Genomic DNA, 22,573 nt, shown 5'->3' on the forward strand with positions numbered 1-22,573 from the left:
CGGATCTGGCGTCAATAGGGCGAGCAACCGAAGATCGCGGTCGAGCTTGAGCGTCGGAATGAACCAGATCGCCGTCATCAAGGACATGAGAAAGGCCCTCGCCCGCATCATTACTGCCCGCGCGCCGGTTCGCCTGCACACCGATCAGGACGGCGTCGCGGTCGAAACCTCCTGGGGTCTGACCCTGGGCCTTCGCCCCCTGCGGGCGGTCGTCACCTGGGAGGCGCTGGCCCAGACGCCCAAGCCGCTGATCAAGCCCCTGGTCGACGAACTGATCTATTTCATCGAGCGCGGCGGGCCGCCGCCGGCGAGCTTCCGCGGCTCGTCGGTCGTCTGGCCAGAGGCCGAAAGACGTCACCTCCATTGAGCGGCCGAGCTACGTCTGGTTCGGCTGAGGAACGACCGCCCGCGTCGGCCGCTTCTCACCCCATGAATGGGAGCCTCCGATGACCGAAGACGCCGCCAACCCGTCCCAGCCCGCCCCCAAGACCAACGAGCCCGCCCCGAGTCGCGACGACAAGGTCCCGCCCTCGCCGAACGAAGGCCGGCTGGGCCCCGCCGCCGATCCGGCCGAGGGCAAGCGCGACTAGATCGGACGTCGAAACCCTCACGACGCCGCCTGTCCATCCAGTCGCCAGAGGGCGTCTAGAATCTCATCGACCGGAACCGGCGCTTCTGTGCCCAGCAGCCAGCGCAGGGTCGGATGATCCTCGACCGCCGAGGCGTCGGAGGCCCAGGACGACAGGATCGCCCGCTTCTGCGCGGTGTCGAGCAGCGGGTCCTTGAGAACCTCGCGGGGATGTCGAAAGCCCACGGCGGGCCTCAGCAGTTTTTCCAGAACCGGACCCAGGCCCCGAACCGGGGCGGAATGCTCGATATTCGCCAGCATGGCTGTCTCCAGCAGATGTCCCATCCTCCAGGCGGCGATCCTCGCCGCGTTCCACGCCCTGAATTTTGAACCGGTTTTTGCCGCTTTCAAGCCCGTCGGCGCCGTCGCCAGAGGGGATCCAATCGTCTATCGAGCTGATGCGCAGCGACAGGAGCCCGCCTGATGACCGTCGATGAAGGCCCCCGCCGCGCCGTGCGCCTGGTTGCGCTGCTGAACCTGGCCTATTTCGGCGTCGAGTTCGCCGTGGCGCTGCACATCGGTTCGGTGTCGCTGCTGGCCGACAGCGTCGACTTCCTGGAGGACGCGGCGGTCAACTTCCTGATCTTCGCGGCGCTGGACTGGAGCCTGCGGCGGCGGGCCCAGGTGGGCATGGCGCTGGCGGGAATCCTGCTGCTGCCCGCGCTCGCCTTCCTCTGGGCGCTGTGGCGCAAATACGCCGACCCGACCCCGCCGGAAGCGGTCCCGCTGACCCTGACCGGCGGCGGGGCCCTGGTCGTCAACCTGTTCTGCGCCTTCACCCTGGCCCGGTTCCGGCATCACGCCGGCAGCCTGATGAAGGCCGCATTCCTGTCGGCGCGCAACGACGCCCTGGCCAATATCGCGATCATGGCCGCCGGCGGCGCCACCCTGCTGACGCGCTCGCCCTGGCCCGACGTTGTGGTCGGGCTCGGCATCGCCGCGATGAACATCGACGCCGCCAAGGAGGTGTGGGAGGCCGCCCGCGCCGAGCGGCACGCCGCGCGGAAGGCGCCGCACGCCTAGCCGCGACGTGCGCTCTGGCGGCCTCAGATGACGGGCTTGCCGCCGGTGACCGCCACCGTCGCGCCGGAGACGTAACTGGCCGTCGGCTCGGCCAGCATCACGTAGACCGGCGCCAGTTCCTTCGGCTGGCCGGGTCGCTTCATCGGAACCTGCTCGCCGAACGCCTTCACCTTCTCGGCCGGCAGGGTCGAGGGGATCAACGGCGTCCAGATCGGTCCCGGCGCCACGCAGTTGGCCCGGATGCCCTTCTCGGCCAGGAGCTGGGCCAAGCCGCCGGTGAAGTTCTGGATCGCGCCCTTGGTGGTCGCATAGGCCAACAGCTGAGGCCCGGGCGAGTCGGCGTTCACCGAGGTGGTGTTGATGATCGCCGAGCCCGGCGGCATGTGGGCCACCGCCGCCTTGGTCAGGTAGAACATCGCGTGGATGTTCACCGCGAAGGTCCGCTCCCATTCGGCGTCGGGGATCTTCTCGATGGCGTCGAAGCTGGCCTGGTGCGCGGCGTTGTTGACCAGGATGTCGATCCGGCCGAAGGCGCCGACCGCCTGGTCGACGATGGCCCGACAATGGGACGGGTCGGCGATGTCGCCGGCGACGACGACCGCGCGCCGGCCCGCCGCCTCGACCAGCCGCTGCGTCTCGGCCGCGTCGTCATGGGAGTCCAGATAGCTGATCAGCACATCCGCGCCCTCGCGGGCATAGGCCAGGGCCACGGCCCGGCCGATGCCGCTGTCGGCGCCGGTGATCACCGCCTTCAGGCCCTGGAGCCGTCCGGAGCCCCTGTAGCTGTCCTCGCCGTGATCGGGGCGCGGGTTCATCGCCTCGGTCTTGCCGGGCGGCTGTTGTTGGGGCGTGTCGAAGGGGGGGCGGGGCAGGTCGTCGGCCATGGTCTGATCTCCTCTGGCGGGGTCAAACCAGCGGCGGCCGTCTTCGTTTCAGCTTGAGCGGCGAACTTTATCAAAGGATAGGACTCGATGGCGGCTTCTCCGCAGACGACGCTTCCGACCAAATGATCGGCGGCGATTTGACATCGGCCGCCTGAACGCCCATATGCCGCCAAGCGTTGGTCCAAGACCGCGCTGAACGCCTGATTGCAGGCCTCTGCCGCCCGCCTCCGCGCCATCCTGGTTTCCGCCAGACGCGCAGCAGGGTTCGGGACGGTCCAGAAGTTCCACACGGCCCAGCCTTGGAGAGCGACCGCCCAGCGGTCGGCGTCGGTTCACGACCCGCGCCTCCATTCGCAAGGGCCGCGGCCCCTTCTTAGAGATCCGCGTCGGACCAGACGCTCGCGCCATTGCGGCGCGTTCCTTTTCGAGTCCCTCCGCCCCGCCCATCGAAGGCGCCGGGCCAGGCTCAAGCAAACTCCCGAAAGACACTATGACGACTTCTATCAACCCTACCCAGAACCTGGCCCCGATCTATGTGACCGAGGCCGATTTCGAGATCCTTTCCAACCTCGCGGAAGCCACCGCCCACCGCTCTCCCGGCGGCCGCGTCCTGGCCGAAGAGATGGCCCGCGCCCGGATCGTCGAGCCCGGCGAGGCCCCGCGCCCGTTCGCTCGGATCGGCTCGACCGTGGAATACGAAGACCTGACCAGCGGCCAGATTCGCCAGGTCCGCCTGACCCTGCCGCGCGACGCCAGCATCGACGACCACCGCATCTCGGTGGTCACCCCGGTCGGCGCCGCCCTGATCGGCATGATGGCCGGCGAAAGCTTCCAATGGACCGATCCCGAAGGCCGCGCCCGCGGCGTGCGGGTCCTGGACCTCCAGGCCTAGGAATCACAAACGATCGCCGCAGGCCGCCGGCGTTCCAGCTTCGACGTGGAACTCGATGAGCATGCCCAGATCGCTTCGCGTCGGGGCCAGGAACGATTTTCCCAGGACTCCTGCATAGCTCGTCAGCGATCGTTCGTAGCCGCGCTCCACCCGGCGACGGGCGGTCTCCAGGTCGGCGACGCCGAGGCTGACGCCCAGCACCTGCGAACCACCCTCGCGCAGGGCGTCGGCGGCGATCCCCGCCCCGTCGGGCTGCAACGCCAGCACGCCGCCGGAGCCGACCGGGATGCAGTAGCCGCGGGCGGCGACCTGCGGCAGGCGGACCGGCCGCGCGCCGCCAAAGCCCATTTTCTCCAGTTGCCGGCGATCGGCGTCGGCGTCGGCTGACAGCAGCCAGAACGCCGACAGCTCACGCGCCCCGTTGGGATGCTCGCGCGCCAGCCTGTCGTCCAGAACACTGGCTGGGTCGGTCTTGGCCGGCGCGTAGTCGATGAAAAACACCGTGCTCGACAGCGGCGGGCGCTCGAAGGCGAACAGGCGCCAGCGCGGCGGCCGGGTCGGCCCGCCGCCGTCGGGGTCGTTAGGCGAGGCGGTGAAGACCGGCGTCAGCCCGAACCCCTTGTCACGCAGCATGGCGTAGACCCGATCGAGCGCCCCGGCGCGGATGCCGACCGAGCGCGCGCCGGGGCCGCCCTTCAGCGAGGCCTGGTCGGCCAGCATGCCCGGATCCATGTCGGCGTCCGGCCGGGTGATCCCCAGCAGTTCGAGATAGCCGCGATCGGCCAGTCGCACATAGCGGTTGGCGACGCCGCCGGGATTGCGCCCTGGCCGGACCTGGAACCCCAGCTTCACCGCCATGATCGCGCTGACCTGGTCGATGTCGCGCCCCCAAAGCAGGACATGGTCGAGGCTGTCCTTCTGAGCCAAGGGTTCGGCGGCCAGCGCAGCGGGCTGGCTCGCACCCAGGCTGAGGACCAGCGCCGACAGCAGGACGAATGAACGCACGGTGTTGCCCTCCATGGGTCCGCGGACGAAAGCCCGCGGGTCGACGGCAATCTCGTCCGGCCACGGTTCGCTGGCCATGACCTCGGAGGTCATGGCGCGCGGCTTCAGACGGCGTCGGCTCTGGCCAGGCGCGCGCAGACCTTCGCGGTGTGGTCGTCGGCCGGAAAGGCGCACTCGATCCGCAGCTCGTCGAGCGTCACGTCGCGCGGCGTCGAAAAGGTGGTGATCGTCTCGAAGAAGCGCAGCTCGCCCTCATCGCTGCGGAACACCAGCGTCAGCACCGGCGAGGCCTCGACCTCGACGTCTCGGAACCGCCAGCGCGCCGGCACGCCGGGATAGCGCAGCACCTCGTCCAGCAGCTGTCGCGCGGTCTGGTCGGACGGCACCGCCGCCAGATCCTCGTGCAGATGACGGATGAACTTTTCCGCCACCTCCGGCCAGTTGACGATGACCGAGCGGAAGTCGTCCGGATCGAACACCTGGCGCAGCAGATTGGCATGCGGGCTCCGGCGGCCCTTCATCAGCAGGGCGTTGACGCGGACCGCCGCGTCATTGGCCATCAGCACGTCGAAGCGGCGATTGATCACGAAGGCCGGATAGGGCTCCTGATGACGGATGATCAGCTCGATCGCCTGGCGCATTCGCTCCAGGGCCGGGGTGACCAGCGTGTTCTCCGCATATCGCGGCGCGTAGCCGGCGGCGAGCAGCAGGGCGTTGCGCTCGCGCAGCGGCAGGTCCAGCGCCTCGGCCAGGCGAGCGATCGTCTCGCGGCTCGCCTGGGCCTTGCCCGTCTCGATGCAGCTGAGGTGGCGGGTCGACAACTCGGCGTCCAGCGCCAGATCCATCTGGCTCATCCGCCGGGCCGCCCGCCATTGGCGCAGCAACGCCCCGATCGGCGGGCGGCTCCCGCCGACCTCCGCCACGCTCGAAGAGCCCATGCTCGCACCCAGAATTGAAGACGTCGCAGCCTAGCTCAGGCGTCGAGATTCAAGTGTGTCTTTTGATTAATCCGTCCACGCCGGGGAACCCTTCGGGCCGCGGCTCGTCTTGCCAGACGCGGCCCGCCGGCGCGCCCGCGCAGGTCCGTGGAAGCCGGCCCCATCCGAAAGGAAGACGCCATGCCCGCCAAATCCAAAGCTCAGCAGAAGGCCGCGGGAGCCGCCTTGTCGGCCAAGCGCGGGGACGCCAAGGTCGGGGACCTGAAAGGCGCCTCCAAGTCGATGTATCGCTCGATGAGCGAGAAGGAACTCGACGAATTGGCGTCGACCAAGCGTACGGGCAAGCCTGAGCACGCTGTAAAGAGCTGACGTGACCGCCCCGCTCCGCGCCTGGGCGCCCTGCGCCACCGCCGGCGTCCTCCTCGCGATCGGCTTGGCTTGCATTGGCGCGGGCGGGTACCTGATCAGCCTGGGCGGCTCCTGGTACTACCTGCTCGCCGGGCTGGCCTTCGCCGCCAGCGGCGTCCTGCTGTGGCGGCGATCGCCCCTCGCCCTCTGGATCTATGCGGCCCTGGTCGTCGGCACCCTGGCCTGGGCCGTGGCCGAGGTGGGGCTGGACTGGTGGCGGCTGACACCGCGCGGCGGCGTGGTGTTCCTGCTGGGGGCCTTGCTGCTGACGCCTTGGATCGCCGGAGGGCTGGAGCGTGACAGGGCTTCGGCCGCCGCCCGGCGCGGCGGATGGGCGCTGGGCCTGTCGCTGGTCCTGGCCGCCCTGGTCGGGATCGCCTCGCTGTTCTGCGACTATCACACCGTGGACGGTCGGCTGCCGGGCCCGCGCGCGGCGGTCGGACGCGACTATGGCGGCGTGGCCGACGCCGACTGGACCGCCTATTCCCGGACCTGGCTGGGCGACAAGTGGTCGCCGCTGCGCCAGGTCACGCCGGACAATGTCGGCCAGTTGAAGGTGGCCTGGCGGATCCGCACCGGCGACCTCAAGCGCCCGGGTGATCCGCCCGAGACCACCTACGAGGTCACGCCGCTGAAGGTCGGCGACACGGTCTATCTGTGCACGCCGCACAATATCGTCCTGGCCCTCGACGCCGAGACCGGCGCCCAGAAATGGCGCTTTGATCCCCACATCGCCGTGTCGAAGAACCTGCAGCACCTGAGCTGCCGGGGGGTGTCCTACCATGACGCGCCGGGCGCGGCCGGGCCCTGCGCGCATCGCCTCTTCCTGGCCACCAACGACGCTCGCCTGTTCGCCCTCGACGCCGCGACCGGAACCCCCTGCCCCGCCTTCGGACGCGGCGGCCAGATCAATCTGTGGCCCGGCATGCCCGCCTATCAGGACGGCTGGTACCAGTTCACCTCCGCCCCGCTGGTGACCCGCGGCCTGGTCGTGCTCGGCGGGGCCATCTACGACAACGCCGCCACCCGCATGCCCTCGGGCGTGATCCGCGCCTTCGACGTCGACACCGGGCGCCTCGTCTGGAACTTCGATCCGGGAAACCCGGACGACACCGCGCCCCTGCCGACCGGCCGGCGCTATTCCTGGTCCTCGCCCAACAGCTGGAGCACCTCGGCCGCCGACGAGGCCCTGGGCCTGATCTATGTGCCGATGGGGATGGGCGCGATCGACCAGTGGGGCGGCAAGCGCCCGGCGACCACCGAGCGGTTCGCCACCTCGATCCTGGCGCTCGACGCCGCCACCGGCAAGCCGCGCTGGGTCTACCAGACCGTCCACCACGACCTCTGGGACATGGACGTGCCGGCCCAGCCGGCCCTGCTCGACCTGACCCTGGACGGCGGACGGCGCGTCCCGGCCCTGGTGCAATCGACCAAGACCGGCAACATCTTCGTGCTCGACCGCCGCACCGGCAAGCCGCTGCTGCCGACTGTGGAACGGCCGGTTCCCGGGGGCGCCGCGCCCGGCGACTGGACCGCCCCGACCCAGCCGTTCTCCAGCCTTTCCCTGATGGCCCAGCGCCGGATCCGCGAGTCGGACATGTGGGGCGCGACGATGTTCGACCAGTTGGCCTGTCGCATCCGCTTCCGCCGGCTGCGCTATGAGGGGCCGTTCACGCCGCCGTCGCTGCAGGGGTCGCTGGTGTTTCCAGGCAATTTCGGGGTGATGGACTGGGGCGGCATGGCCATCGATCCGACCCGCCAGATCGCCTTCGCCCATCCGAACTACATGGCCTTTGTCGACCGCCTGGTCCCGCGAAGCGGCAGCGGCCCGACCCCGTCCGCCTCCAACGGTTCAGGCCCGGCGGGCGGCTCGGACCGGCATGGCTCCGACGAGCGCGGCCTGAACCCCAACGCCGGCGCGCCCTTCGCCGTCGAACTCAACCCGTTCCTGTCGCCGCTGGGCCTGCCCTGCCAGGCGCCGCCGTGGGGCTATATCGCCGGCCTCGACCTGGTCAGCGGCAAGGTCGTCTACCAGCGCAAGAACGGCACCATCCGCGACGAGACCCCGCTGCCCCTGCCCTTCAAGATGGGCGTGCCCTCGCTGGGCGGACCGATGGTCACGGCCGGCGACCTGGCCTTCATGAGCTCGACGCTCGACTACTATCTGCGGGCCTACAACCTGACGACGGGCAAGGAGATCTGGCGCGCCCGCCTGCCGGCCGGCGCCCAGGCCACGCCGATGACCTATTGGTCCTCGGCCTCGAACCGGCAGTTCGTCATCGCCGTGGCCGGCGGGCACGGCTCGCTCGGCACCAAGCTCGGCGACCACGTGATCGCCTACGCCCTGCCGAGATCGGGTGGCGGTTAGCGTTCAGCGGCGGGAGGCGGCGGCTTTTTCGCGCGCAGTCGACGTCCTGCATAGAAGATCAGCAGCCCCAGGCCCATCGGAAGGCCGCCCAGGACCAGGGCCATGACGAGCGTGCTCGCCATCGCCTCCAAGCCGCCACCCGAAACCACCGCGCCCATGATGAAGGTGAGCGAACAGAGACCGCAGAGCGCCGCCATCAGCCCGCCGACCGCCATCAGAAACGCCCCGAACAGTCTTACGATGGGATCGGAACTCATAGCGCCATCCCCCGTCCTCGCTTGAGCGCCTGCGCGCCCGCCGCGCCAGGCCGGTAGAAGGTGTTGTAGGTGTCGAACGGAATGATCCCTCCATCCGGCTCGACGAAATGCACGCAAGAGCGCTTCACCGTGCCGAGGTCGAAATTGTACCGGTCCAGGAACTGCGAGATCACGACGCGGAAGGTGTGCTCATAGGCGAGGCTCTGGGGGACCACCGCCTCGGGCAGGCAGCACAGCAGAGCCGCCAGCTTGTCCGAGGTGTCGGCCTGGGCGGTGGAAAGCGACAGAAGATCGAAGACCTTCTGTTGCAGCTCGGGATAGGCCTCGAAGGTCACGGTGTTGGGCGCGGCGGCGACGAACAGCTCGCGCGGCAGCAGCGACGTCACCGGCGAGACGCCGGCGCTGGTGCGTAGCCCGTAACCGATGCAGATCTGGTCGGGATTGCATGGCAGCGGGATCAGATCCTCCAGCGCGAACACGCCGGCCTCGGCGATCCGTCGACGCACTTCGGTCAGGACCATGCGATGGTTCTTGGCCTCGAAGCCGTCATTGCGACCAGCGTCCTGGATCGGCTGGAACGTCACGCCGCGTACGCAGCGCCAGGTCAGGGCGAAGCGGACGATATCGGCGATCTCGTCGTCATTGACGCCCTTCTTCAGGGTCACCACCAGGGTGGTCGGAATGTTGTTGCGCTCCAACGCCTCCAGCGCCTGGAGGCGAACCTTGACCAGGTCGGCGCCGCGCAGTTGCATCAGTGCGTCGCGCCGGAGGCTGTCGAACTGCAGATAGACCTCGAACCTTGGCATGTAGCGCGCCAGGCGCTCGGCGAAACCGGCCTCTCGGGCGATGCGCAGGCCGTTGGTGTTGATCATCAGATGTCGGATGGGCCGGGCCCGGGCGGCGGACAGGATCTCGAAGAACTGCGGATGGAGCGTCGGCTCGCCGCCCGACAGCTGGACAAGGTCGGGCTCGCCCTCGGAGGCGACGACGGCGTCCAGCATGCGCTCCACCTCGGCGAGCGGCCGGTGGGCCTCATGGCTGGTCGACGAACCGGCGAAGCATACCGGACAGGTCAGGTTGCAGGCCTCATTGATCTCCAGGATGGCCAGGCACGAATGCTGCTCATGGTCGGGGCACAGGCCGCAGTCATAGGGACAGCCGTGCTCGGTGCGGGCCTGGACGGCCAACGGCCGGTCGCCCGGCTTGAGCCAGTCCTTCTGGGCCTTCCAATAGGCGAGGTCGTCGGAGATCAGGGTCTTCTGGATCCCGTGCTCCCGACAGCGCTTGAGGTAGAAGACCCGCTCGCCCTCGGCGATGATCTTGGCCGGAACCAGCGCCAGGCAGGTTTCACAGAGGCTGGTGGTCTGGCCGAGGAATAGATAGGGCGCGACCTTGCGCGACACGCTCGCGTCGCCGGTCAGCGCGGTAATAGACCCATCCATAGACCACCAGCCCCAGACACAGCAGATGGAAGACGTTAAACGGGCCGATCAACCGGGGATAGGGCTTTAGAAACTCCCAGCTAAATCGCTGCAGGCCGTACCATCCGCACATGACATAGAAGCCTCGGCGCATGGCCCAGGGCTGGCGACGCGCCAATCCGAGCAGGTAGACGGCCAGAAAGAGCGCCATGCTGGCGGACTCATAGAGCTGCACGGGGTGACGCCCGACGCCGTCGCCCAGATCGACCGCCCAGGGCAGCCGGGTGGGGGCGCCGAACGTGTCATCCGGCAGTCCGGCGAAGAAGCACCCAAGCCTGCCGATCACTACGCCAAGGCTGAACGACCCGACGAACACCCCGCCGGTCGAGCCCTTCACGCCGCGCAGCGCCTTGTAGATCTCGACGCCAAGGATAGCGCCGGCCAAGGCGCCGGCCACGCTGTGGGAAAGGACCGGCGCGTGTTCGCGCAGCGAGTTGAACGACCCGGCCAGCCAGGCTCCAGGAATCGCACCGAGCGCCAGGAACAGGAAATAGCCGCCATCGACCTTGGTCGCCACCGATCGGGCGACGTCGTGCAGACGCCAGCGATAGATCGCCACCGTCGAAGCGATCCCGGCGCCCCAGGCCAGCAGATCGAAAGGCAGGTGCGCGCTTGGGGCGGTTGCGACGTGGATCATGCGGCCGAACAGCCTCAACCGACCGCGTTTCGCAAGGCTTTGCCGGGCCAAAGTCACACCCTCCCAACCCGCCTGCGCCTGATTGTCGCAGTTATGATTAACCTCTCAAGCAAGCGCCGCAGTGCAAGATGGCGCAAACGGGGACGGTGGATCATGCGGGGAGCGGAGGCGCGGCGGCTTGAAGCGCTTCGAATCGTCAGGGCTCTGAACAGGCCGCTCGAGGAGCGGTTTGGCCTCGTGACGGCCCTGGCGGCTGACCTTTTCAAGACCCCGCTCGCCCTGGTGTCGCTGACGGAGGCGGGGCGTTCCGCGCCCAGATCCCAGTCCGCTCCTGCGGCCGACGCCCCACCGCAGGTCTGGACCTTCGCCGCCGCGGCCCTCGATATGGGTCCCCACGCCCTGATGGTGGTGGAAGACGCCACGACCGATCCGCGCTTCGCCGAAGATCCCCTGGTCACCGGCCCGGCTCACATCCGCTTCTATGCCGGGGTCGTACTGGCGGCGCGCGGCGGAGAGAAGCTCGGCACCCTGTGCATCATCGACACCAAGCCCCGCCGCCAGCCGACGGTCGCCAAGCTCGACCGCCTGAAGCTGCTGGCCAAGATCGTCGTCGACGAACTGGAGCTGGCGCGCGCCCATCGGCTGGCCAATGAAAAGCACCGGCTGCTGGAACTGACCGAAAGCGTGTCCGGAGTCGGTCACTGGCGGGCGGACTTCACCAACGGCCAGGTTCGCTGGTCGGACATGGTCTATGCGATCCATGGGGTGAGCCGCGAAGACTTTGAGCCCGACTTCCAGAACTTCCTGAACCTCTATCACGCCGATGACCGCGCCGAACTCTCGGCCTGTCTCAAGCAGGCCATCGCCAACAAGGGCGGCTTCGAATTCCAGCTTCGCGCCCATCGGCCCGATGGCGAGGTGCGCGAGGTGCTGTCGCGCGGCGTCTGCGAACTCGACGCCGACGGCGCCGTGACGGCGATCTTCGGCGTTTTCCAGGACATCACCGAACAGGCCCAGGCCCTGGACGCCGCCAGGCGCAGCGAGCGCCGCTACAGGCTGCTCGCCGACAACATGGGCGACGTCATCACCCGCATGCGCCTGGATGGCGGCAGCGGCTATATTTCGCCGGCGATCGAACGGCTGCTGGGTTACCGCCCCGAGGAGATGGCCGGTCGTCCGGCCCAGGCCTTCGTCCATGAGGATGACCAGCCGCTGGTGCTGGCGGTGTTCGGCCAGATGGCCAAGGGCCTGCAGCAGAAGACCCTGCAACACCGGGCGGTCCACAAGGACGGGCGGACCGTCTGGGTGGAGACCAGCTTCCGGCTGGTGCGGGACGACGAGGGTCGGCCGATCGAGATCGTGGCGGTGATCCGCGACGCGACCGATCGCAAGCGGTTGGAAGACGCCACCGTGGCCGCGGGTGACAAGGCGCGCGAACAGGCCCAGCGAGCCGGCATGGCCGAGCGCATGGCCGGGCTGGGGCACTGGCGGCTTGAGGTGGCGACACAGGCGTTGACCTGGTCCGAACAGATGTACCAGATCTACGGGCTCGATCCGGCCATGCCGTTGGACATGGCCGTCCTGATGGCCATGAGCCACCCGGATGATCAGAACGACGCCCGGCAACGACTGCGGACCGCCGTCGCCCGGGGCGAAGCGAACGAGGAAGTCATGTCCCGCATCGTCCGGGCGGACGGCCAGGTGCGGCACATCGTCAGCAACATCGCGGCGGAAAAGGATGCGCAAGGCGAGGTCGTGGCCGTCATCGGCACGATGATGGACGTCACGGAAAGGCGCCATTCGGAAGCCGCCCTGGCCGAAAGCGAAGCCCGCTACCGACTTCTGGCCGAAAACGCCAGCGACCTGATCATGCACAGCGATGTCGAGGGGCGGGTCACCTATATCTCGCCCTCGGTGCGGGCCGCCACCGGCTTTGCGCCCGAGGAGATCGTCGGCACCAATATCCTCGGCTGGGTCGATCCCGAAGACGTGTCCGATGTGCGGGCCGCCGTCACCCGGCAGTTTGAGTCGCGCGGCGCCGAGCCGCCGGTCGTCGTGGAATTCCGCGTCCGCCACAAGGACGGCCGCGATCTCTGGCTGGAGGGGCGGCCGACCTTGGCCTTCGATCCGCAGACCGGCGCCATCACCGGGATCACCGACGTGGTGCGCGACATTTCCGTGCGCCGGGCCCTGGACGCGGAACTGCGCGCCGCCCGCGCCGAGGCCGAGACCGCCGCTGCCGTGAAGTCGGAATTCCTGGCCAATATGAGCCACGAACTGCGGACGCCGCTGACCGCGGTGCTCGGGTTCACCCGCCTGGCCCAGGAGCAATCGGACCTGTCGGACGCTACCCGCAGCTATCTGTCCCGCGCGTCGAGCGCGGGGCAGGCCCTGCTGCTGACCGTCAACGACATCCTCGACTTCTCCCGGCTCGAAGCCGGCCAGGTCGACATCCGGCCCCGACCGATGTCGCCCGCCGATCTGGCGGCGGAAACCCTTGAACTGTTCGCGGCCCAGGCGGGCGAAAAAGGCATCGAGCTGCGCCTCGGCGACCTGGAGGACCTGCCGCCGAACGTGCAGGCCGATCCGGATCGCCTGCGCCAGGTCCTGCTCAACCTCCTCGGCAATGCGGTGAAATTCACGACGGCCGGCAGCGTCGGTCTCGACGTGGACTTCGAGCCGTCGACCGGCCTGCTGACCTTTGCGGTGTCGGACACCGGTCCGGGCATCGCCGACGCCCATGCCGATCGCCTGTTCCAGAGGTTCTCTCAAGTGGACGCCTCCTCCACCCGTCGCCACGGCGGCACGGGCCTGGGCCTGGCGATCTGCAAGGGCTTGGCCGAGGCGATGGGCGGCGCGGTGGGTCTGCGAAGCAAGCTAGGCGAAGGCTCCTGCTTCTGGGTCCAGATCCCCGCCCGCGAACTGGCGGTGATCGCGCCCGTCCCGGCCGAGCCTTGCGACCCTGTGACGCCGCCTACCGGCTGCCGCATCCTGCTGGCCGACGACAATCGGACCAATCGCGAACTCGTCCGGGCCATGCTGTCGCCGTTCGACATCGAACTCACCGAGGTCGCCGACGGACTTGGCGCGGTGGCGGCGGCCAGCGCCGCGTCGTTCGATATTATCCTAATGGACCTTCGCATGCCGGGCCTGGACGGGGCCGGAGCGGCCCGGCGCATCCGCACGGAGAACGGCCCCAACGCCGCCATTCCGATCTTCGCCTTCTCGGCGGACGTCGACAAAATCCAGATGAACGGCCTGTTCGACGGCCTGGTCAGCAAGCCGCTGGCCGGGGCCGGCCTGCTGGCGGCGATCAATAAGGCGCTGGCCTGGTCGGAAGAGTCGCTCGACGACGTGGCCTGAACCGGGTGATCCGCTACACCGCCAGCGCCACCTTGGACGACAGCGGCAGGCGTATCGTGCAGGTCGCGCCGCCCGGCGGATACTGAAGAACGGATTCCGCGCCGAGTTCGTGCGCCAGGCCCTGCTCGACCAACCGGGCGCCGAAGCCGCGATGTGACGGCGCCGCCACGCTTGGTCCATCGGATTCTCGCCAATCGATGTTGATGGCCCGCTCGCCCGCCTCCAACGTCCAGACCAGGTCCACCCGGCCCGAGGCTGTCGACAGGGCGCCGTACTTTGCGGCGTTGGCGACCAGCTCATGGATCGCCAGGTTGAGGGTCACGGCAGCGTTGGGACCCAGCCGAATCCCGGGCCCGGAGACCGCGACGCGATCCGCTTGGCCGGCGTCCAGGTCGGCGTCCAAGGTGCGATGAATCACATCGCCCAGCGACACGCCCTGCCAGGACGTCTCTGTCAGCAGCTCATGCGCCCGCCCCAGGGCGTGGATGCGGGCGATGAAGGTCTCGGCGAAGACAGCCGGATCCGCGCCGCGTTTCAAGGTCTGGGCGGCAATCGACTGCACGCCGGCGAGGGTGTTCTTGACCCGATGGCTGAGTTCGTCGAGCAGCAGCCGCTGTTGCGCTTCGGCCTGCTTGCGATCGGTGACATCGAGGCTGACGCCCGCAATGCGGACCGGGCGCCCATCTTCATAGAGCGCCCGCCCTCGAGCCAGCACCCAGCCGACCCCGCCCTCGGGCCGCAGAGTGCGGTACTCGACGTCGAGATCCTCGCCGGCGGCCACGGCGTGATCAACGGCCCGTTGGCGGCGCAGCAGATCCTCCGGATGAACCCGGGCCAGAAGATCGTCGTAGTGACTAAACCGATCTTCCGGGCCCAGGCCGAACAGCGTCCGGCAAAATTCCGACGTCGTGATCCGGCCCGAGGCCAGGTCCAGTTCCCAGCTGCCCAGCCGCCCGGCCTGCAGCGCAAATTCCAGCTGCTGTTGGCTCTGGCGCAGGGCCGCCCTGCCCTGCTCGGCCACGACCTCGGTCCGCAGGTCCTGTTCGCGTTGCGCGGCCTCCCGCCGCTGGCGCGACAGGCTGACGGCGCTGTCGACCCGGGCCCGCAGTTCCCGGGCCCCGAACGGCTTGACCAGGTAGTCGTCGGCGCCGGCGGCCAGGCCCTCGACCCGCGCCTCCTCGCCGGCCCGGGCCGAGAGCAGGATGACCACCAGGCCCTCCAGGCTGGGTTCGGCGCGCAGGGCGGCCAGCAGGCCAAAGCCATCCAGGTCGGGCATCATCACGTCGCTGAGCACCAGGTCGGGCGGCGATCCGCGCCGGGCGGCGGCCAGGGCGGCCCGGCCGCTGGCCACCGCCTCGACCCTGTAGCCGCCGGCCTCCAGCAATCGTCTGACGTAGTCGCGCATGTCGGCGTTGTCGTCGGCCAGGATCACCCGGGGGCGATCATCGCCGTCGAGGTCGCCCTCGTCCTCGTCCTCGCGCGGAGCGACCTCGTCATCGGCCAGCCACCGCAAAGCCTCGGCGACATAGGCGTCGGCCAGCGAGCCGGTCTCGGCCAAGGCCGGCCCGGCGGCCACATGATCGCGGGGGAGATGGGCCGTTCCCAGCGGGATCGTCACCCGGAAGGCCGTCCCCTCGCCCAGCTGGCTGCGCACCTCCACCCGGCCGCCGTGCAGCTTCGCCAGTTCCTCGACCAGGGCCAGGCCGATGCCCGTGCCCTCGTGGGTGCGTCCGCCCTGCCCCTCGATCCGGTGGAAGCGTTCGAAAACCCGGGGCAGCTCGGGCTCGGCGATCCCCAGGCCGGTGTCCTCCACGACCAGCTCGACCGCGCCGTCCACCTTGCGCAGCGACACGCTGATCCGCCCCTCCAGCGTGAACTTGAAGGCGTTGGAGACCAGGTTGAGGACGATCTTTTCCCACATCTCCCGATCGACATTGATCGGCTCTGGCAGCGGCGGGCAGTCGACGACCAGATCCAGCCCAGCCCGCTGGCAAGCCGACCGAAAATTGCTGGCCAGCTCGGCGGTGAGTCCGGCTAGGTCGGTGGGTTGGAACCGAGCCTGAACCCGGCTGGCCTCGACCCGGGAAAATTCGAGCAGGGAATTGACCAGTTTCAGCAGGCGAAGGGCGTTGCGGCGGGCCACCTCCAGGCGTTCCCGCTGGACCGGCGCCAGGCCGTCGGCCTCGTCCAGCGCGTCGGTGATCGGTCCCAGCATCAGGGTCAGCGGGGTGCGGAACTCGTGACTGACATTGGAAAAGAACGCCGTCTTGGCCTGGTCGAGGGCGGCCAGCGCCTCGGCCCGCTGCCGGGCCTCCTCATAGGTCTTGGCGCCGGCCAGTCCGGCGGAGAGCGCCGCCGCCAGCAGGCTGAGGAAACCTTGATAAGACTCGTCGAGCGGCAGGCGCGGACTGAGCCCGGCGATCAGCAGCGCGGCGGGGCGCACCGCGCCGAGGGCGCTGATCGGAAAGGCCATAGCCGTGTTCGGCGGCTCCTCATAAGGCCCGCGCGGTCGGTTGATTTGAGGTTCGGAAAGCAGCGCGACCTCAATCGGCTCGCGCGCCTCGCACAACCGCCCCACGGGCCAGGGCTGCGCCGCGTCGAGCGACAGAACCGCCGGCGCCGCCTGGTCGCCATCGGTCAAGCCGACCTTGCCGGCCAGGCGGTAACCGTCGGCTTCGGGCGCCAGTTCGTAGAGCAGGACGAACGGCAGATCGAATCCATGATCGCCCATCGTCCGCAGGGCGCGCTCGAACACCTCGCGGGTGGTGCGGACCTCGCCCAGCCCTGCATTCAGGTCGCGCAGCAGGCGCGTGCGCCGCTCGGCCAGCATGCTGGTCGTGGTCTCGGTGACCGGATGGAACAGGCCGCCGATTTCGCCGCTCTCGTCACGGATCGGGCTGAGCGAGAAGGTGAAGAAGGTCTCCTCCAGATAGCCGTTGCGGAACAGGAACATCCGCTGGTTCTCAAGGAACGAGGTCTCCCCGGCCAGGGCCCGGTGAAAGGGTTCGCCGATCGCCGGCCAAGCCGAAGCCCAGGTCTTGGTGTAAGGCTCGCCCAGGGCCTGGGGGTGGGCGGCCCCGCAGACCACGCGATAGCCGTCGTTATAGATCTGGCAGTGCTCGGGGCCCCAGATGATGTTGATCGGGAAGTTCGAGGCCAGGCACAGGCTGACCGTGGTGCGCAGGCTCTGCGGCCAGCCGCCGATCGGTCCCAGCGGCGTCCTGGACCAGTCGGTGCGGCCGATCAGCGCCGCCATCTCGCCGCCGTTCGACAGGAAGGCGGAACGGTCTGGAGCGGAGCGGTCGACCCGGCGGTTCATGAGGCGGTCCATCGCCGGCCGGTCGCCCGGAACAAGGGTTCAGCGACGGCCGGCCGCCGGAACGGTACGCAGAGTTGCGTTCGCGCGCAACACTCTCCCCAATGCTGTGGATGGGAGATCGCCAGCTCGATCCGGACCTCCTCGAAGCTCCGGAGCCCTACTGGGTCTGGATCTCGATGCGGCGGGTCTTGTCGCGCGCGCTCGGGTTCTTGAGGGCCTCGACAGTCAAGACGCCGTTCTTGAAGCTGGCCTTGACCTTGTCGCCGTCGACTTCCGCAGCCAGCGGAATGGTCCTTTCGAAGCGGCCGAAGGTTCGTTCGGTGTAGGTGCGGCCGGCGTCGGCCTCGGCCCGCTCCTCACGCTTCTCGCCGCTGATCGTCAGAGCGTTGTCGCTCAGCTTCACCTCGACGTCCTTCTGCTCGAGGCCCGGCAGCTCGGCGGTCACGCGATAGGCCTGGTCGGTCTCATGGACGTCGACGCTCGGCCACGGCGTGGTCGCGGCGGTCGCGAAGCTGCGGGTCTCGGGCGCGAAGAAATCGTCGAACAGCCGGTCCACCTGGCGGCGAAACGAGGCGAACGGATCGCGCTCGAACGGCGCCAGGCCTCGAGACCCGGTCCAGGGTGTAAGGTCGCGGTTTGGCATGATTTCCTCCTGTGAACGGGGCGCCGACCACCCGATCGACGCTGAGCAAATAACGATCATGGCCATCGGGGCGTTTCCGCGTCGGGCGTCAAAATCGCGGACTCCTCAGGGCGGAACGGGCCCGGTCGGCGCACGTTCGAAGCGGACCTGAAACCCTTCGGAGGCCGCCATGACGACGTCCAAGCACCGGCCCTCGGGCCACACGCCGACCACCCTTCCCCGCGACGACCTCAAGGACAATCCCGGCATCGGGGCGTCCAAGGGCACGACCATTTCCGGTGAGGACCCCCATAGTCTCGAAGGCGAGAACACCTATGAGGGCGACGTCGAGAACGACACCGACGCCACCGGCGCGGTCACACCGCAGGAGCGCCACCGCACCAACCGGTGACGCCTGTCGGGGATCAGCCGCTGTTGCCCGCGGGCGCGGGCCGAGTGCTCCCTTCCGGACCACTGAGATTGCCGCCCATGCCAGCGCCCGGCTTGTTGGCGTTGAACACCAGGAAGCCGATGATCACCGCGATCGCCACAGCCAGCAGGATCCAGCCCAGGCTGACCTTGCGCCGTTGCTCACGGGACGGCGGAGCGTTGGGTTCGTTGCTGGGGTCGGCCATGACGCATCTCGCAAAGACGATGAGCTAGGGAACGTCCCTGGCGACCGTCGGTTCGGGCGGCGTTCACCGTCGTGGCGCATCCGGTCGTCCGCAGGCGCGCGCGACAGCGCTGATCAGTCGGTGGGTTTCCACCGGCTTCTCGAGAACCTCGACCCCGACGAGATCGGCCGGAATGGCCTCCGGTCCGTAGCCGGTCAGGAACACGAACGGCACCTGCCGCCGCTTCAGCGCCCGCGCGGCGACGAAGGATGGTCCTTCGCCCAGGTTCACGTCTAGGACGCCGCAATCGATCGGCTCCTGGACCAACCGCGACAGGCCCTCCTCGAAACGGGCATAGGGGCCAGCCACCCGCGCGCCCGCCGCCGCAAGCGCCCGTTGGGCGTCATCGGCCTGGTAGTAGTCATCCTCCACGACCAGGATCGCCAGGCCTTGCAAGCGCGCCTTGGGGCTCATCGGCGATCCTCCTGTTTGTTCTTCGCTGGGGCGGCGTCCGAGGTCAGCGGAAAGGTCATTTCGCACACAAGGCCGCCCGGCCGAAAATCCATCCGGGCCTGTCCGCCCAGTTCATAGGGCAGCCGATAGTTCAGCAAGGCCGCGCCGAACCCCTCCCGCCGGGGCGCGCCGGCCGCGACCCGGACGCCGGTTTCGGCCCAGGTCAGTTCAAGCCAGTCGTGGCGCTCGCCCGGCCCCACGCGCCAGCTGATCTCAAGCTGTCCGTCCGGCTGGGACAGCGCGCCATATTTCATGGCGTTGGTCGCCAGTTCGTGGGCCGCCAGGGTCATGACCTCGGCGGCTTTCGGCGCCAGGCTCACTTCCGGCCCCTTGATGACCAGCCGCCGTTCGTCGGCGTTCTGGGCGAGCAGCTCTTCGCGGACCAACCCTTCCAGATCGACGCCCGCGCTGGGATTGCGGACCAGGATCGCCTGGACGCGCGCCAGGGCGGCGATCCTGCCGTCCAGGTGGGCGGCCAGGTCCTCGACCGTCTCGCTGGTTTCGGCGCTGCGGGCGATCAGCGACCTGACGACCGCCAGGATGTTGCGCACCCGATGCTGCAGCTCGCTGAGCAACGCGCGTCGGTCGTCGTCCGCCGACGCGGCCCGCTCGGTCGCCACCACGACCAGGGACATGCCGGCGACATCGCCCTGTTCGTCGCGGAACGGCGAGTAATAGAGACTGAAGCGCCCATCGGGGGCCCCGCCCCGCGGGAGGTGGACCTGGCCATGCAGCGCCAGGCTGCGGCCCGCGAACACTTCGGCGGCGGCGGCGGCCAACGGCCCCGCCGGGTCGAAGTCTCCGACCGATCGGCCCAGGTCCTGCGCCGCCTCGGCTGTATGGCCGTAGAGCCGGCCATAGGCTCGATTGTGCATCTGGGTCAGCTGGGGACCGACGAACAGGGCGCTCGGGAGACCACTGCCGAGCATCAGCTCCACAGCGGTGCGCAGGCTCTGCGGCCAGGTCTCGGATGCGCCGACGGGCGTGTCGTCCCAGGCGAAGTCGAGGACCTGCCGCATCGCGGTCCCGTCGCTGACGGCGGCATGGACGGCGCTCACCATGGCTCCTCGCGCGATCGTCTGGCGCCAGCATAGACCATTGTGCGTTGAGAAGAAAAACCCCCGATCATCGGCCTGCCGCATCTCGACGCCAGCGCGAGCTTGGTCAAAGATAGGCCTAGGGTTGGGGCTCGCCAATCTGGAGCGGGCGATGCGAAACGGCGCCTTTCGACCTGGCCTGGGCGGCGCCTGGCCAGGACTCTCTTTCGGAGCGACGGCGAGACCGGAGCGTCCGGCATGCTGACCACTGCGCTCAGGGCGACGCCGTCCGCGACGTCGAGCAAGAGCTTCGTGCGGCGGCTGGAGGCTTGCGGCGGCGTCGCGGCCGCCGAAATCGCGATCCTGGAAGCGGCCCTGCACGCGCCGGAGACCTATCGCGCCGGCGAACTGCTGCACCCGCCGCGTCCCGGCGCGCCGCCGTTCTTCATGGTTTCGGGCTGGGCCTGCCTGGCCCGTCTGCTCGACGACGGACGCCGGCAGGTGCTGGCGTTTCTGCTGCCGGGCGACGGCGTGGGTTTCGACCTCCTGACCCAGTCGCGGGAAAGCACCAGCGTGCTGGCCCTGACGCCGGTGAAGGTCCAGCGCGTTCGCCAATCGCTGCTGGGGGAAATCACCGGCTGCCCGGGGGTCAACCGCGCCCTGGCGGTGGCGTCGGACCAGCAGCAGACCCGCCTGATCGATCAGGTGGTGCGGCTGGGCCGGCAGACCGCCTATGAGCGCTGCGCCCACCTGCTGCTCGAACTGCATGGCCGGCTGGCCGAGATCGGCGAGACCCAGGGCGACGCCTTCCGCCTGCCGGTCAAGCAGGAGGTGCTGGCCGACGCCCTGGGCCTGAGCCTGGTCCACGTCAACCGCACCCTGCAGCAGCTGCGCCGCGACCAACTGGTCGAGGTGCACGGAGGCGCGGCGATCCTGAAGGACCGTCAGGCCCTGGCGGCGACCTGCGAGTATCGTTCCGGTTCCACCTGAACCTAGTCTGACTGGTCCTCGTCCAGTTCGTCGAGCACGGCTTCGGGCGCCACGTCGCGCCGGAGTTCGGCGAGTTCGGGATCATTGGCCTCGGTGACCTCGAGCTTGACCGCTATGGCCTGCAGCAGGCTGATCAGGCGGGTGATCTCGTGCTCGGACAGCAGCCCGATCTGCAGGTCCAGGTCGGCCCGGCCGGCGGCGATCCTGGCCGCGCGGTTCTGGCTGATCAGCACGAAGGTCGACAGGAAGATCGCCTCGACTGAGGCCCAGGTCGCCAGGATCACGAAGGTGCGGTCGAAGCGCGGGATCCCCGGTAGCCAGCCGAGATTGATCGCCACCCAGCCGGCGACCAGGACGAGGTGCAGATAGACGAAAGCCATGCTGCCCGAAAACCGGGTCACGGCGTCAGCGATGCGTTCCTCCGCGCTGGCGGCCTCGGCCTGGCGACGACGGCGTTCGCGCAGGGCCTGGATATTGCGCTCCAGCACCGAGGCCAGGTCCGGTCTCGAAGTCGTCACCGGAGGTTCGTGGGGCGGCTCAGACGACATGGCCGCGCCGCCTCAGCGCCCATAGATGCGGTCGAGCACGGCGGCGACCTCGACCAGGCGCTCGGCCTGGGGGTCGAACCCCGCGCCGGCCCCCAGGCGCCGCGCCCAATCGACGGCGGCCCGACCGCCCCAGTCGTCCGGCGGAACCGCCAACGGCCGCCGGGCGGGGCCCTCCAGCCGGTCGGCGGCGAAGTCATAGAACGAGCCGCCGACATTGCGCAGCACCGCACCGCCCTGCGGCCCATGGAATGCGGCCGAGATCACCGCCGGCTCGCCCGCCTGCAATCGCCAGGAACAGGCCAGCCGGACCACGGCGCCGGTGTCCAGGGTCAGGGTGGAGACGGCGTAGTCCTCCACTGCCCCGGCGTCCGCGGCCAGCGGCCGCCCTTGGGAGAACAGCGCGCTCGAAACCGTGCTCACCGACGGAAAGTCCAGGCCCCAGAGCGCCAGGTCGACCAGGTGGACGCCCAGGTCCATCACGCAGCCGCCGCCCGACAGCACCGGATCGTAGAACCACGGCTTGTCAGGTCCATAGGCGTTGTGAAACACTAGGTCGGCCGCGAAGATCGGGCCCAGCGTCCCGGAACGCAGTTGCTCGCGCACCTGCCGCATGCCCTCGGTGAACCGATAGGACAAGTCCACCGCCAGCAGCCGGTCGGCCCGGCGCGCCGCCGCGACCACCGCCGCCACCTCCGCCGCCGTCCGCCCCAGCGGCTTCTGGCAGAAGACGGCCACGCCGCGCTCCAGGGCCGCGATCGCCTGGTCGGCGTGCAGGGCGCTGGGGGTGGCGATGACCAGGCCGTCGAGGTCCAGGTCGAGCAAGGCCTCCAGGTCGTCGACGGCCGCCGCGTCCGGGGCCAGCCGCAGGGCCTCGGCGGTCATGGCGTCGGAGGGATCGGCCACCCCCACCGGCTCCACGACGCCGGCGGCCAGGATCGCCTCCATGCGGTGGCGGCCGATCCAGCCGACGCCGAGGAAGCCGATGCGCGGCCGGTCGGTCGCCCGTCGCGCTGCGGGCTTGGCGAGCAGGTCGGTCATCAAGCCGC

General features: G+C 69.1%; 23 protein-coding genes. 9 read left to right on the forward strand and 14 right to left on the reverse strand.

Translation table 11 applies throughout. The annotated features are described in order from the left end of the window. The first annotated feature begins 58 nt into the window (after positions 1-58). Both ACIPQB_RS09025 and ACIPQB_RS09030 read left to right on the forward strand, forming a co-directional pair. The gene (locus ACIPQB_RS09025) at positions 59-367 is read left to right on the forward strand and encodes a hypothetical protein (RefSeq protein WP_446484885.1); all 309 of its coding nucleotides are present in this window, start codon (positions 59-61) and stop codon (positions 365-367) included. A gap of 79 nt (positions 368-446) precedes the next feature. After that, complete coding sequence (locus tag ACIPQB_RS09030; protein ID WP_446484886.1) at positions 447-590, forward strand: hypothetical protein; 144 nt, start codon at positions 447-449, stop codon at positions 588-590. Between the two features lie 17 nt (positions 591-607). On the opposite strand, the gene ACIPQB_RS09035 is transcribed toward ACIPQB_RS09030, so the two are convergent. Further along, on the reverse strand, positions 608-889 hold the full coding sequence (locus ACIPQB_RS09035) for a hypothetical protein (protein ID WP_446484887.1): 282 nt from the start codon (positions 887-889) through the stop codon (positions 608-610). 162 nt (positions 890-1,051) lie between these two features. Between ACIPQB_RS09035 and ACIPQB_RS09040 the strand changes: the two genes are divergently transcribed. Next, the gene (locus tag ACIPQB_RS09040) at positions 1,052-1,651 is read left to right on the forward strand and encodes a cation transporter (protein ID WP_446484888.1); all 600 of its coding nucleotides are present in this window, start codon (positions 1,052-1,054) and stop codon (positions 1,649-1,651) included. A 23-nt stretch (positions 1,652-1,674) separates the two neighbouring features. On the opposite strand, the gene ACIPQB_RS09045 is transcribed toward ACIPQB_RS09040, so the two are convergent. Next, positions 1,675-2,535, reverse strand: coding sequence for an SDR family oxidoreductase (locus ACIPQB_RS09045; RefSeq protein WP_446484889.1), 861 nt, complete (start codon positions 2,533-2,535; stop codon positions 1,675-1,677). A 490-nt stretch (positions 2,536-3,025) separates the two neighbouring features. Here ACIPQB_RS09045 and ACIPQB_RS09050 point away from each other — a divergent pair, with 490 nt between their 5' ends. Then, the gene (locus tag ACIPQB_RS09050; RefSeq protein WP_446484890.1) at positions 3,026-3,427 is read left to right on the forward strand and encodes a GreA/GreB family elongation factor; all 402 of its coding nucleotides are present in this window, start codon (positions 3,026-3,028) and stop codon (positions 3,425-3,427) included. 3 nt (positions 3,428-3,430) lie between these two features. Here the strand turns inward: ACIPQB_RS09050 and ACIPQB_RS09055 are convergent, their stop codons facing one another. Together ACIPQB_RS09055 and ACIPQB_RS09060 are read right to left on the reverse strand one after the other, a co-directional pair. Further along, entirely contained in the window at positions 3,431-4,525 is a 1,095-nt protein-coding gene (locus tag ACIPQB_RS09055; RefSeq protein ID WP_446484891.1) for a VOC family protein, read from the reverse strand. Between the two features lie 11 nt (positions 4,526-4,536). Further along, complete coding sequence (locus ACIPQB_RS09060; RefSeq protein WP_446484892.1) at positions 4,537-5,370, reverse strand: helix-turn-helix domain-containing protein; 834 nt, start codon at positions 5,368-5,370, stop codon at positions 4,537-4,539. A 180-nt stretch (positions 5,371-5,550) separates the two neighbouring features. Here ACIPQB_RS09060 and ACIPQB_RS09065 point away from each other — a divergent pair, with 180 nt between their 5' ends. Both ACIPQB_RS09065 and ACIPQB_RS09070 read left to right on the forward strand, forming a co-directional pair. Next, complete coding sequence (locus ACIPQB_RS09065) at positions 5,551-5,739, forward strand: DUF3008 family protein (protein ID WP_446484893.1); 189 nt, start codon at positions 5,551-5,553, stop codon at positions 5,737-5,739. Position 5,740: 1 nt separating this feature from the next. Next, entirely contained in the window at positions 5,741-8,146 is a 2,406-nt protein-coding gene (locus ACIPQB_RS09070) for a glucose/quinate/shikimate family membrane-bound PQQ-dependent dehydrogenase (RefSeq protein ID WP_446484894.1), read from the forward strand. On the opposite strand, the gene ACIPQB_RS09075 is transcribed toward ACIPQB_RS09070, so the two are convergent. From ACIPQB_RS09075 to ACIPQB_RS09085, 3 genes are read right to left on the reverse strand one after another with little or no spacing between them, the layout of a single operon-like run. Beyond that, positions 8,143-8,403, reverse strand: coding sequence for a hypothetical protein (locus ACIPQB_RS09075; protein ID WP_446484895.1), 261 nt, complete (start codon positions 8,401-8,403; stop codon positions 8,143-8,145). The two genes, ACIPQB_RS09070 and ACIPQB_RS09075, sit on opposite strands and share 4 nt — an antisense overlap. Continuing rightward, positions 8,400-9,806, reverse strand: a complete 1,407-nt coding sequence (locus ACIPQB_RS09080) for a radical SAM protein (protein ID WP_446484896.1) — start codon at positions 9,804-9,806, stop codon at positions 8,400-8,402. Before ACIPQB_RS09080 ends, ACIPQB_RS09075 begins: the two co-directional genes overlap by 4 nt. After that, positions 9,751-10,521, reverse strand: a complete 771-nt coding sequence (locus ACIPQB_RS09085; protein WP_446484897.1) for a prolipoprotein diacylglyceryl transferase — start codon at positions 10,519-10,521, stop codon at positions 9,751-9,753. Before ACIPQB_RS09085 ends, ACIPQB_RS09080 begins: the two co-directional genes overlap by 56 nt. Positions 10,522-10,758: 237 nt before the next feature. Between ACIPQB_RS09085 and ACIPQB_RS09090 the strand changes: the two genes are divergently transcribed. Continuing rightward, positions 10,759-13,884 carry a PAS domain S-box protein gene (locus tag ACIPQB_RS09090; protein ID WP_446484898.1) on the forward strand — a complete coding sequence of 1,042 codons (3,126 nt, stop codon included), beginning with the start codon at positions 10,759-10,761 and terminating at the stop codon, positions 13,882-13,884. Between the two features lie 13 nt (positions 13,885-13,897). On the opposite strand, the gene ACIPQB_RS09095 is transcribed toward ACIPQB_RS09090, so the two are convergent. Beyond that, complete coding sequence (locus ACIPQB_RS09095; RefSeq protein WP_446484899.1) at positions 13,898-17,203, reverse strand: ATP-binding protein; 3,306 nt, start codon at positions 17,201-17,203, stop codon at positions 13,898-13,900. Between the two features lie 157 nt (positions 17,204-17,360). Further along, positions 17,361-17,846: an Hsp20/alpha crystallin family protein gene (locus ACIPQB_RS09100; RefSeq protein WP_446484900.1), complete on the reverse strand. Its 486-nt coding sequence runs from the start codon at positions 17,844-17,846 to the stop codon at positions 17,361-17,363. 169 nt (positions 17,847-18,015) lie between these two features. Here ACIPQB_RS09100 and ACIPQB_RS09105 point away from each other — a divergent pair, with 169 nt between their 5' ends. Then, a complete protein-coding gene (locus ACIPQB_RS09105; protein ID WP_446484901.1) occupies positions 18,016-18,237 on the forward strand; it encodes a hypothetical protein in 222 nt (73 codons plus the stop codon). A 13-nt stretch (positions 18,238-18,250) separates the two neighbouring features. On the opposite strand, the gene ACIPQB_RS09110 is transcribed toward ACIPQB_RS09105, so the two are convergent. The 3 genes from ACIPQB_RS09110 to ACIPQB_RS09120 all read right to left on the reverse strand — a co-directional run bounded on the left by ACIPQB_RS09110 (position 18,251) and on the right by ACIPQB_RS09120 (position 20,010). Continuing rightward, on the reverse strand, positions 18,251-18,460 hold the full coding sequence (locus ACIPQB_RS09110) for a hypothetical protein (RefSeq protein ID WP_446484902.1): 210 nt from the start codon (positions 18,458-18,460) through the stop codon (positions 18,251-18,253). A 63-nt stretch (positions 18,461-18,523) separates the two neighbouring features. Next, positions 18,524-18,913 (reverse strand): response regulator, encoded by a 390-nt coding sequence (locus ACIPQB_RS09115; RefSeq protein ID WP_446484903.1) that lies wholly within the window; start codon positions 18,911-18,913, stop codon positions 18,524-18,526. Next, positions 18,910-20,010, reverse strand: a complete 1,101-nt coding sequence (locus tag ACIPQB_RS09120) for a sensor histidine kinase (RefSeq protein WP_446484904.1) — start codon at positions 20,008-20,010, stop codon at positions 18,910-18,912. Before ACIPQB_RS09120 ends, ACIPQB_RS09115 begins: the two co-directional genes overlap by 4 nt. A gap of 237 nt (positions 20,011-20,247) precedes the next feature. Here ACIPQB_RS09120 and ACIPQB_RS09125 point away from each other — a divergent pair, with 237 nt between their 5' ends. Further along, entirely contained in the window at positions 20,248-20,979 is a 732-nt protein-coding gene (locus ACIPQB_RS09125; RefSeq protein WP_446484905.1) for a Crp/Fnr family transcriptional regulator, read from the forward strand. Positions 20,980-20,981: 2 nt separating this feature from the next. Here the strand turns inward: ACIPQB_RS09125 and ACIPQB_RS09130 are convergent, their stop codons facing one another. Beyond that, positions 20,982-21,497 carry a DUF1003 domain-containing protein gene (locus tag ACIPQB_RS09130; protein WP_446484906.1) on the reverse strand — a complete coding sequence of 172 codons (516 nt, stop codon included), beginning with the start codon at positions 21,495-21,497 and terminating at the stop codon, positions 20,982-20,984. A 42-nt stretch (positions 21,498-21,539) separates the two neighbouring features. Beyond that, positions 21,540-22,565 (reverse strand): Gfo/Idh/MocA family protein, encoded by a 1,026-nt coding sequence (locus tag ACIPQB_RS09135; protein WP_446484907.1) that lies wholly within the window; start codon positions 22,563-22,565, stop codon positions 21,540-21,542. Positions 22,566-22,573: the final 8 nt, after the last annotated feature.

Source organism: Caulobacter sp. LARHSG274 (assembly GCF_052871235.1).

Bases quoted from the DNA above. Each gene is read 5' to 3' on its own strand.
- ACIPQB_RS09100 (WP_446484900.1), bottom strand. From the start codon at position 17,846: ATGCCAAACCGCGACCTTACACCCTGGACCGGGTCTCGAGGCCTGGCG.
- ACIPQB_RS09050 (WP_446484890.1), top strand. From the start codon at position 3,026: ATGACGACTTCTATCAACCCTACCCAGAACCTGGCCCCGATCTATGTG.
- ACIPQB_RS09085 (WP_446484897.1), bottom strand. From the start codon at position 10,521: ATGATCCACGTCGCAACCGCCCCAAGCGCGCACCTGCCTTTCGATCTG.
- ACIPQB_RS09060 (WP_446484892.1), bottom strand. From the start codon at position 5,370: ATGGGCTCTTCGAGCGTGGCGGAGGTCGGCGGGAGCCGCCCGCCGATC.
- ACIPQB_RS09075 (WP_446484895.1), bottom strand. From the start codon at position 8,403: ATGAGTTCCGATCCCATCGTAAGACTGTTCGGGGCGTTTCTGATGGCG.
- ACIPQB_RS09055 (WP_446484891.1), bottom strand. From the start codon at position 4,525: ATGACCTCCGAGGTCATGGCCAGCGAACCGTGGCCGGACGAGATTGCC.
- ACIPQB_RS09045 (WP_446484889.1), bottom strand. From the start codon at position 2,535: ATGGCCGACGACCTGCCCCGCCCCCCCTTCGACACGCCCCAACAACAG.
- ACIPQB_RS09110 (WP_446484902.1), bottom strand. From the start codon at position 18,460: ATGGCCGACCCCAGCAACGAACCCAACGCTCCGCCGTCCCGTGAGCAA.
- ACIPQB_RS09135 (WP_446484907.1), bottom strand. From the start codon at position 22,565: ATGACCGACCTGCTCGCCAAGCCCGCAGCGCGACGGGCGACCGACCGG.
- ACIPQB_RS09095 (WP_446484899.1), bottom strand. From the start codon at position 17,203: ATGAACCGCCGGGTCGACCGCTCCGCTCCAGACCGTTCCGCCTTCCTG.
- ACIPQB_RS09115 (WP_446484903.1), bottom strand. From the start codon at position 18,913: ATGAGCCCCAAGGCGCGCTTGCAAGGCCTGGCGATCCTGGTCGTGGAG.
- ACIPQB_RS09105 (WP_446484901.1), top strand. From the start codon at position 18,016: ATGACGACGTCCAAGCACCGGCCCTCGGGCCACACGCCGACCACCCTT.
- ACIPQB_RS09030 (WP_446484886.1), top strand. From the start codon at position 447: ATGACCGAAGACGCCGCCAACCCGTCCCAGCCCGCCCCCAAGACCAAC.
- ACIPQB_RS09025 (WP_446484885.1), top strand. From the start codon at position 59: ATGAACCAGATCGCCGTCATCAAGGACATGAGAAAGGCCCTCGCCCGC.
- ACIPQB_RS09040 (WP_446484888.1), top strand. From the start codon at position 1,052: ATGACCGTCGATGAAGGCCCCCGCCGCGCCGTGCGCCTGGTTGCGCTG.
- ACIPQB_RS09035 (WP_446484887.1), bottom strand. From the start codon at position 889: ATGCTGGCGAATATCGAGCATTCCGCCCCGGTTCGGGGCCTGGGTCCG.
- ACIPQB_RS09125 (WP_446484905.1), top strand. From the start codon at position 20,248: ATGCTGACCACTGCGCTCAGGGCGACGCCGTCCGCGACGTCGAGCAAG.
- ACIPQB_RS09065 (WP_446484893.1), top strand. From the start codon at position 5,551: ATGCCCGCCAAATCCAAAGCTCAGCAGAAGGCCGCGGGAGCCGCCTTG.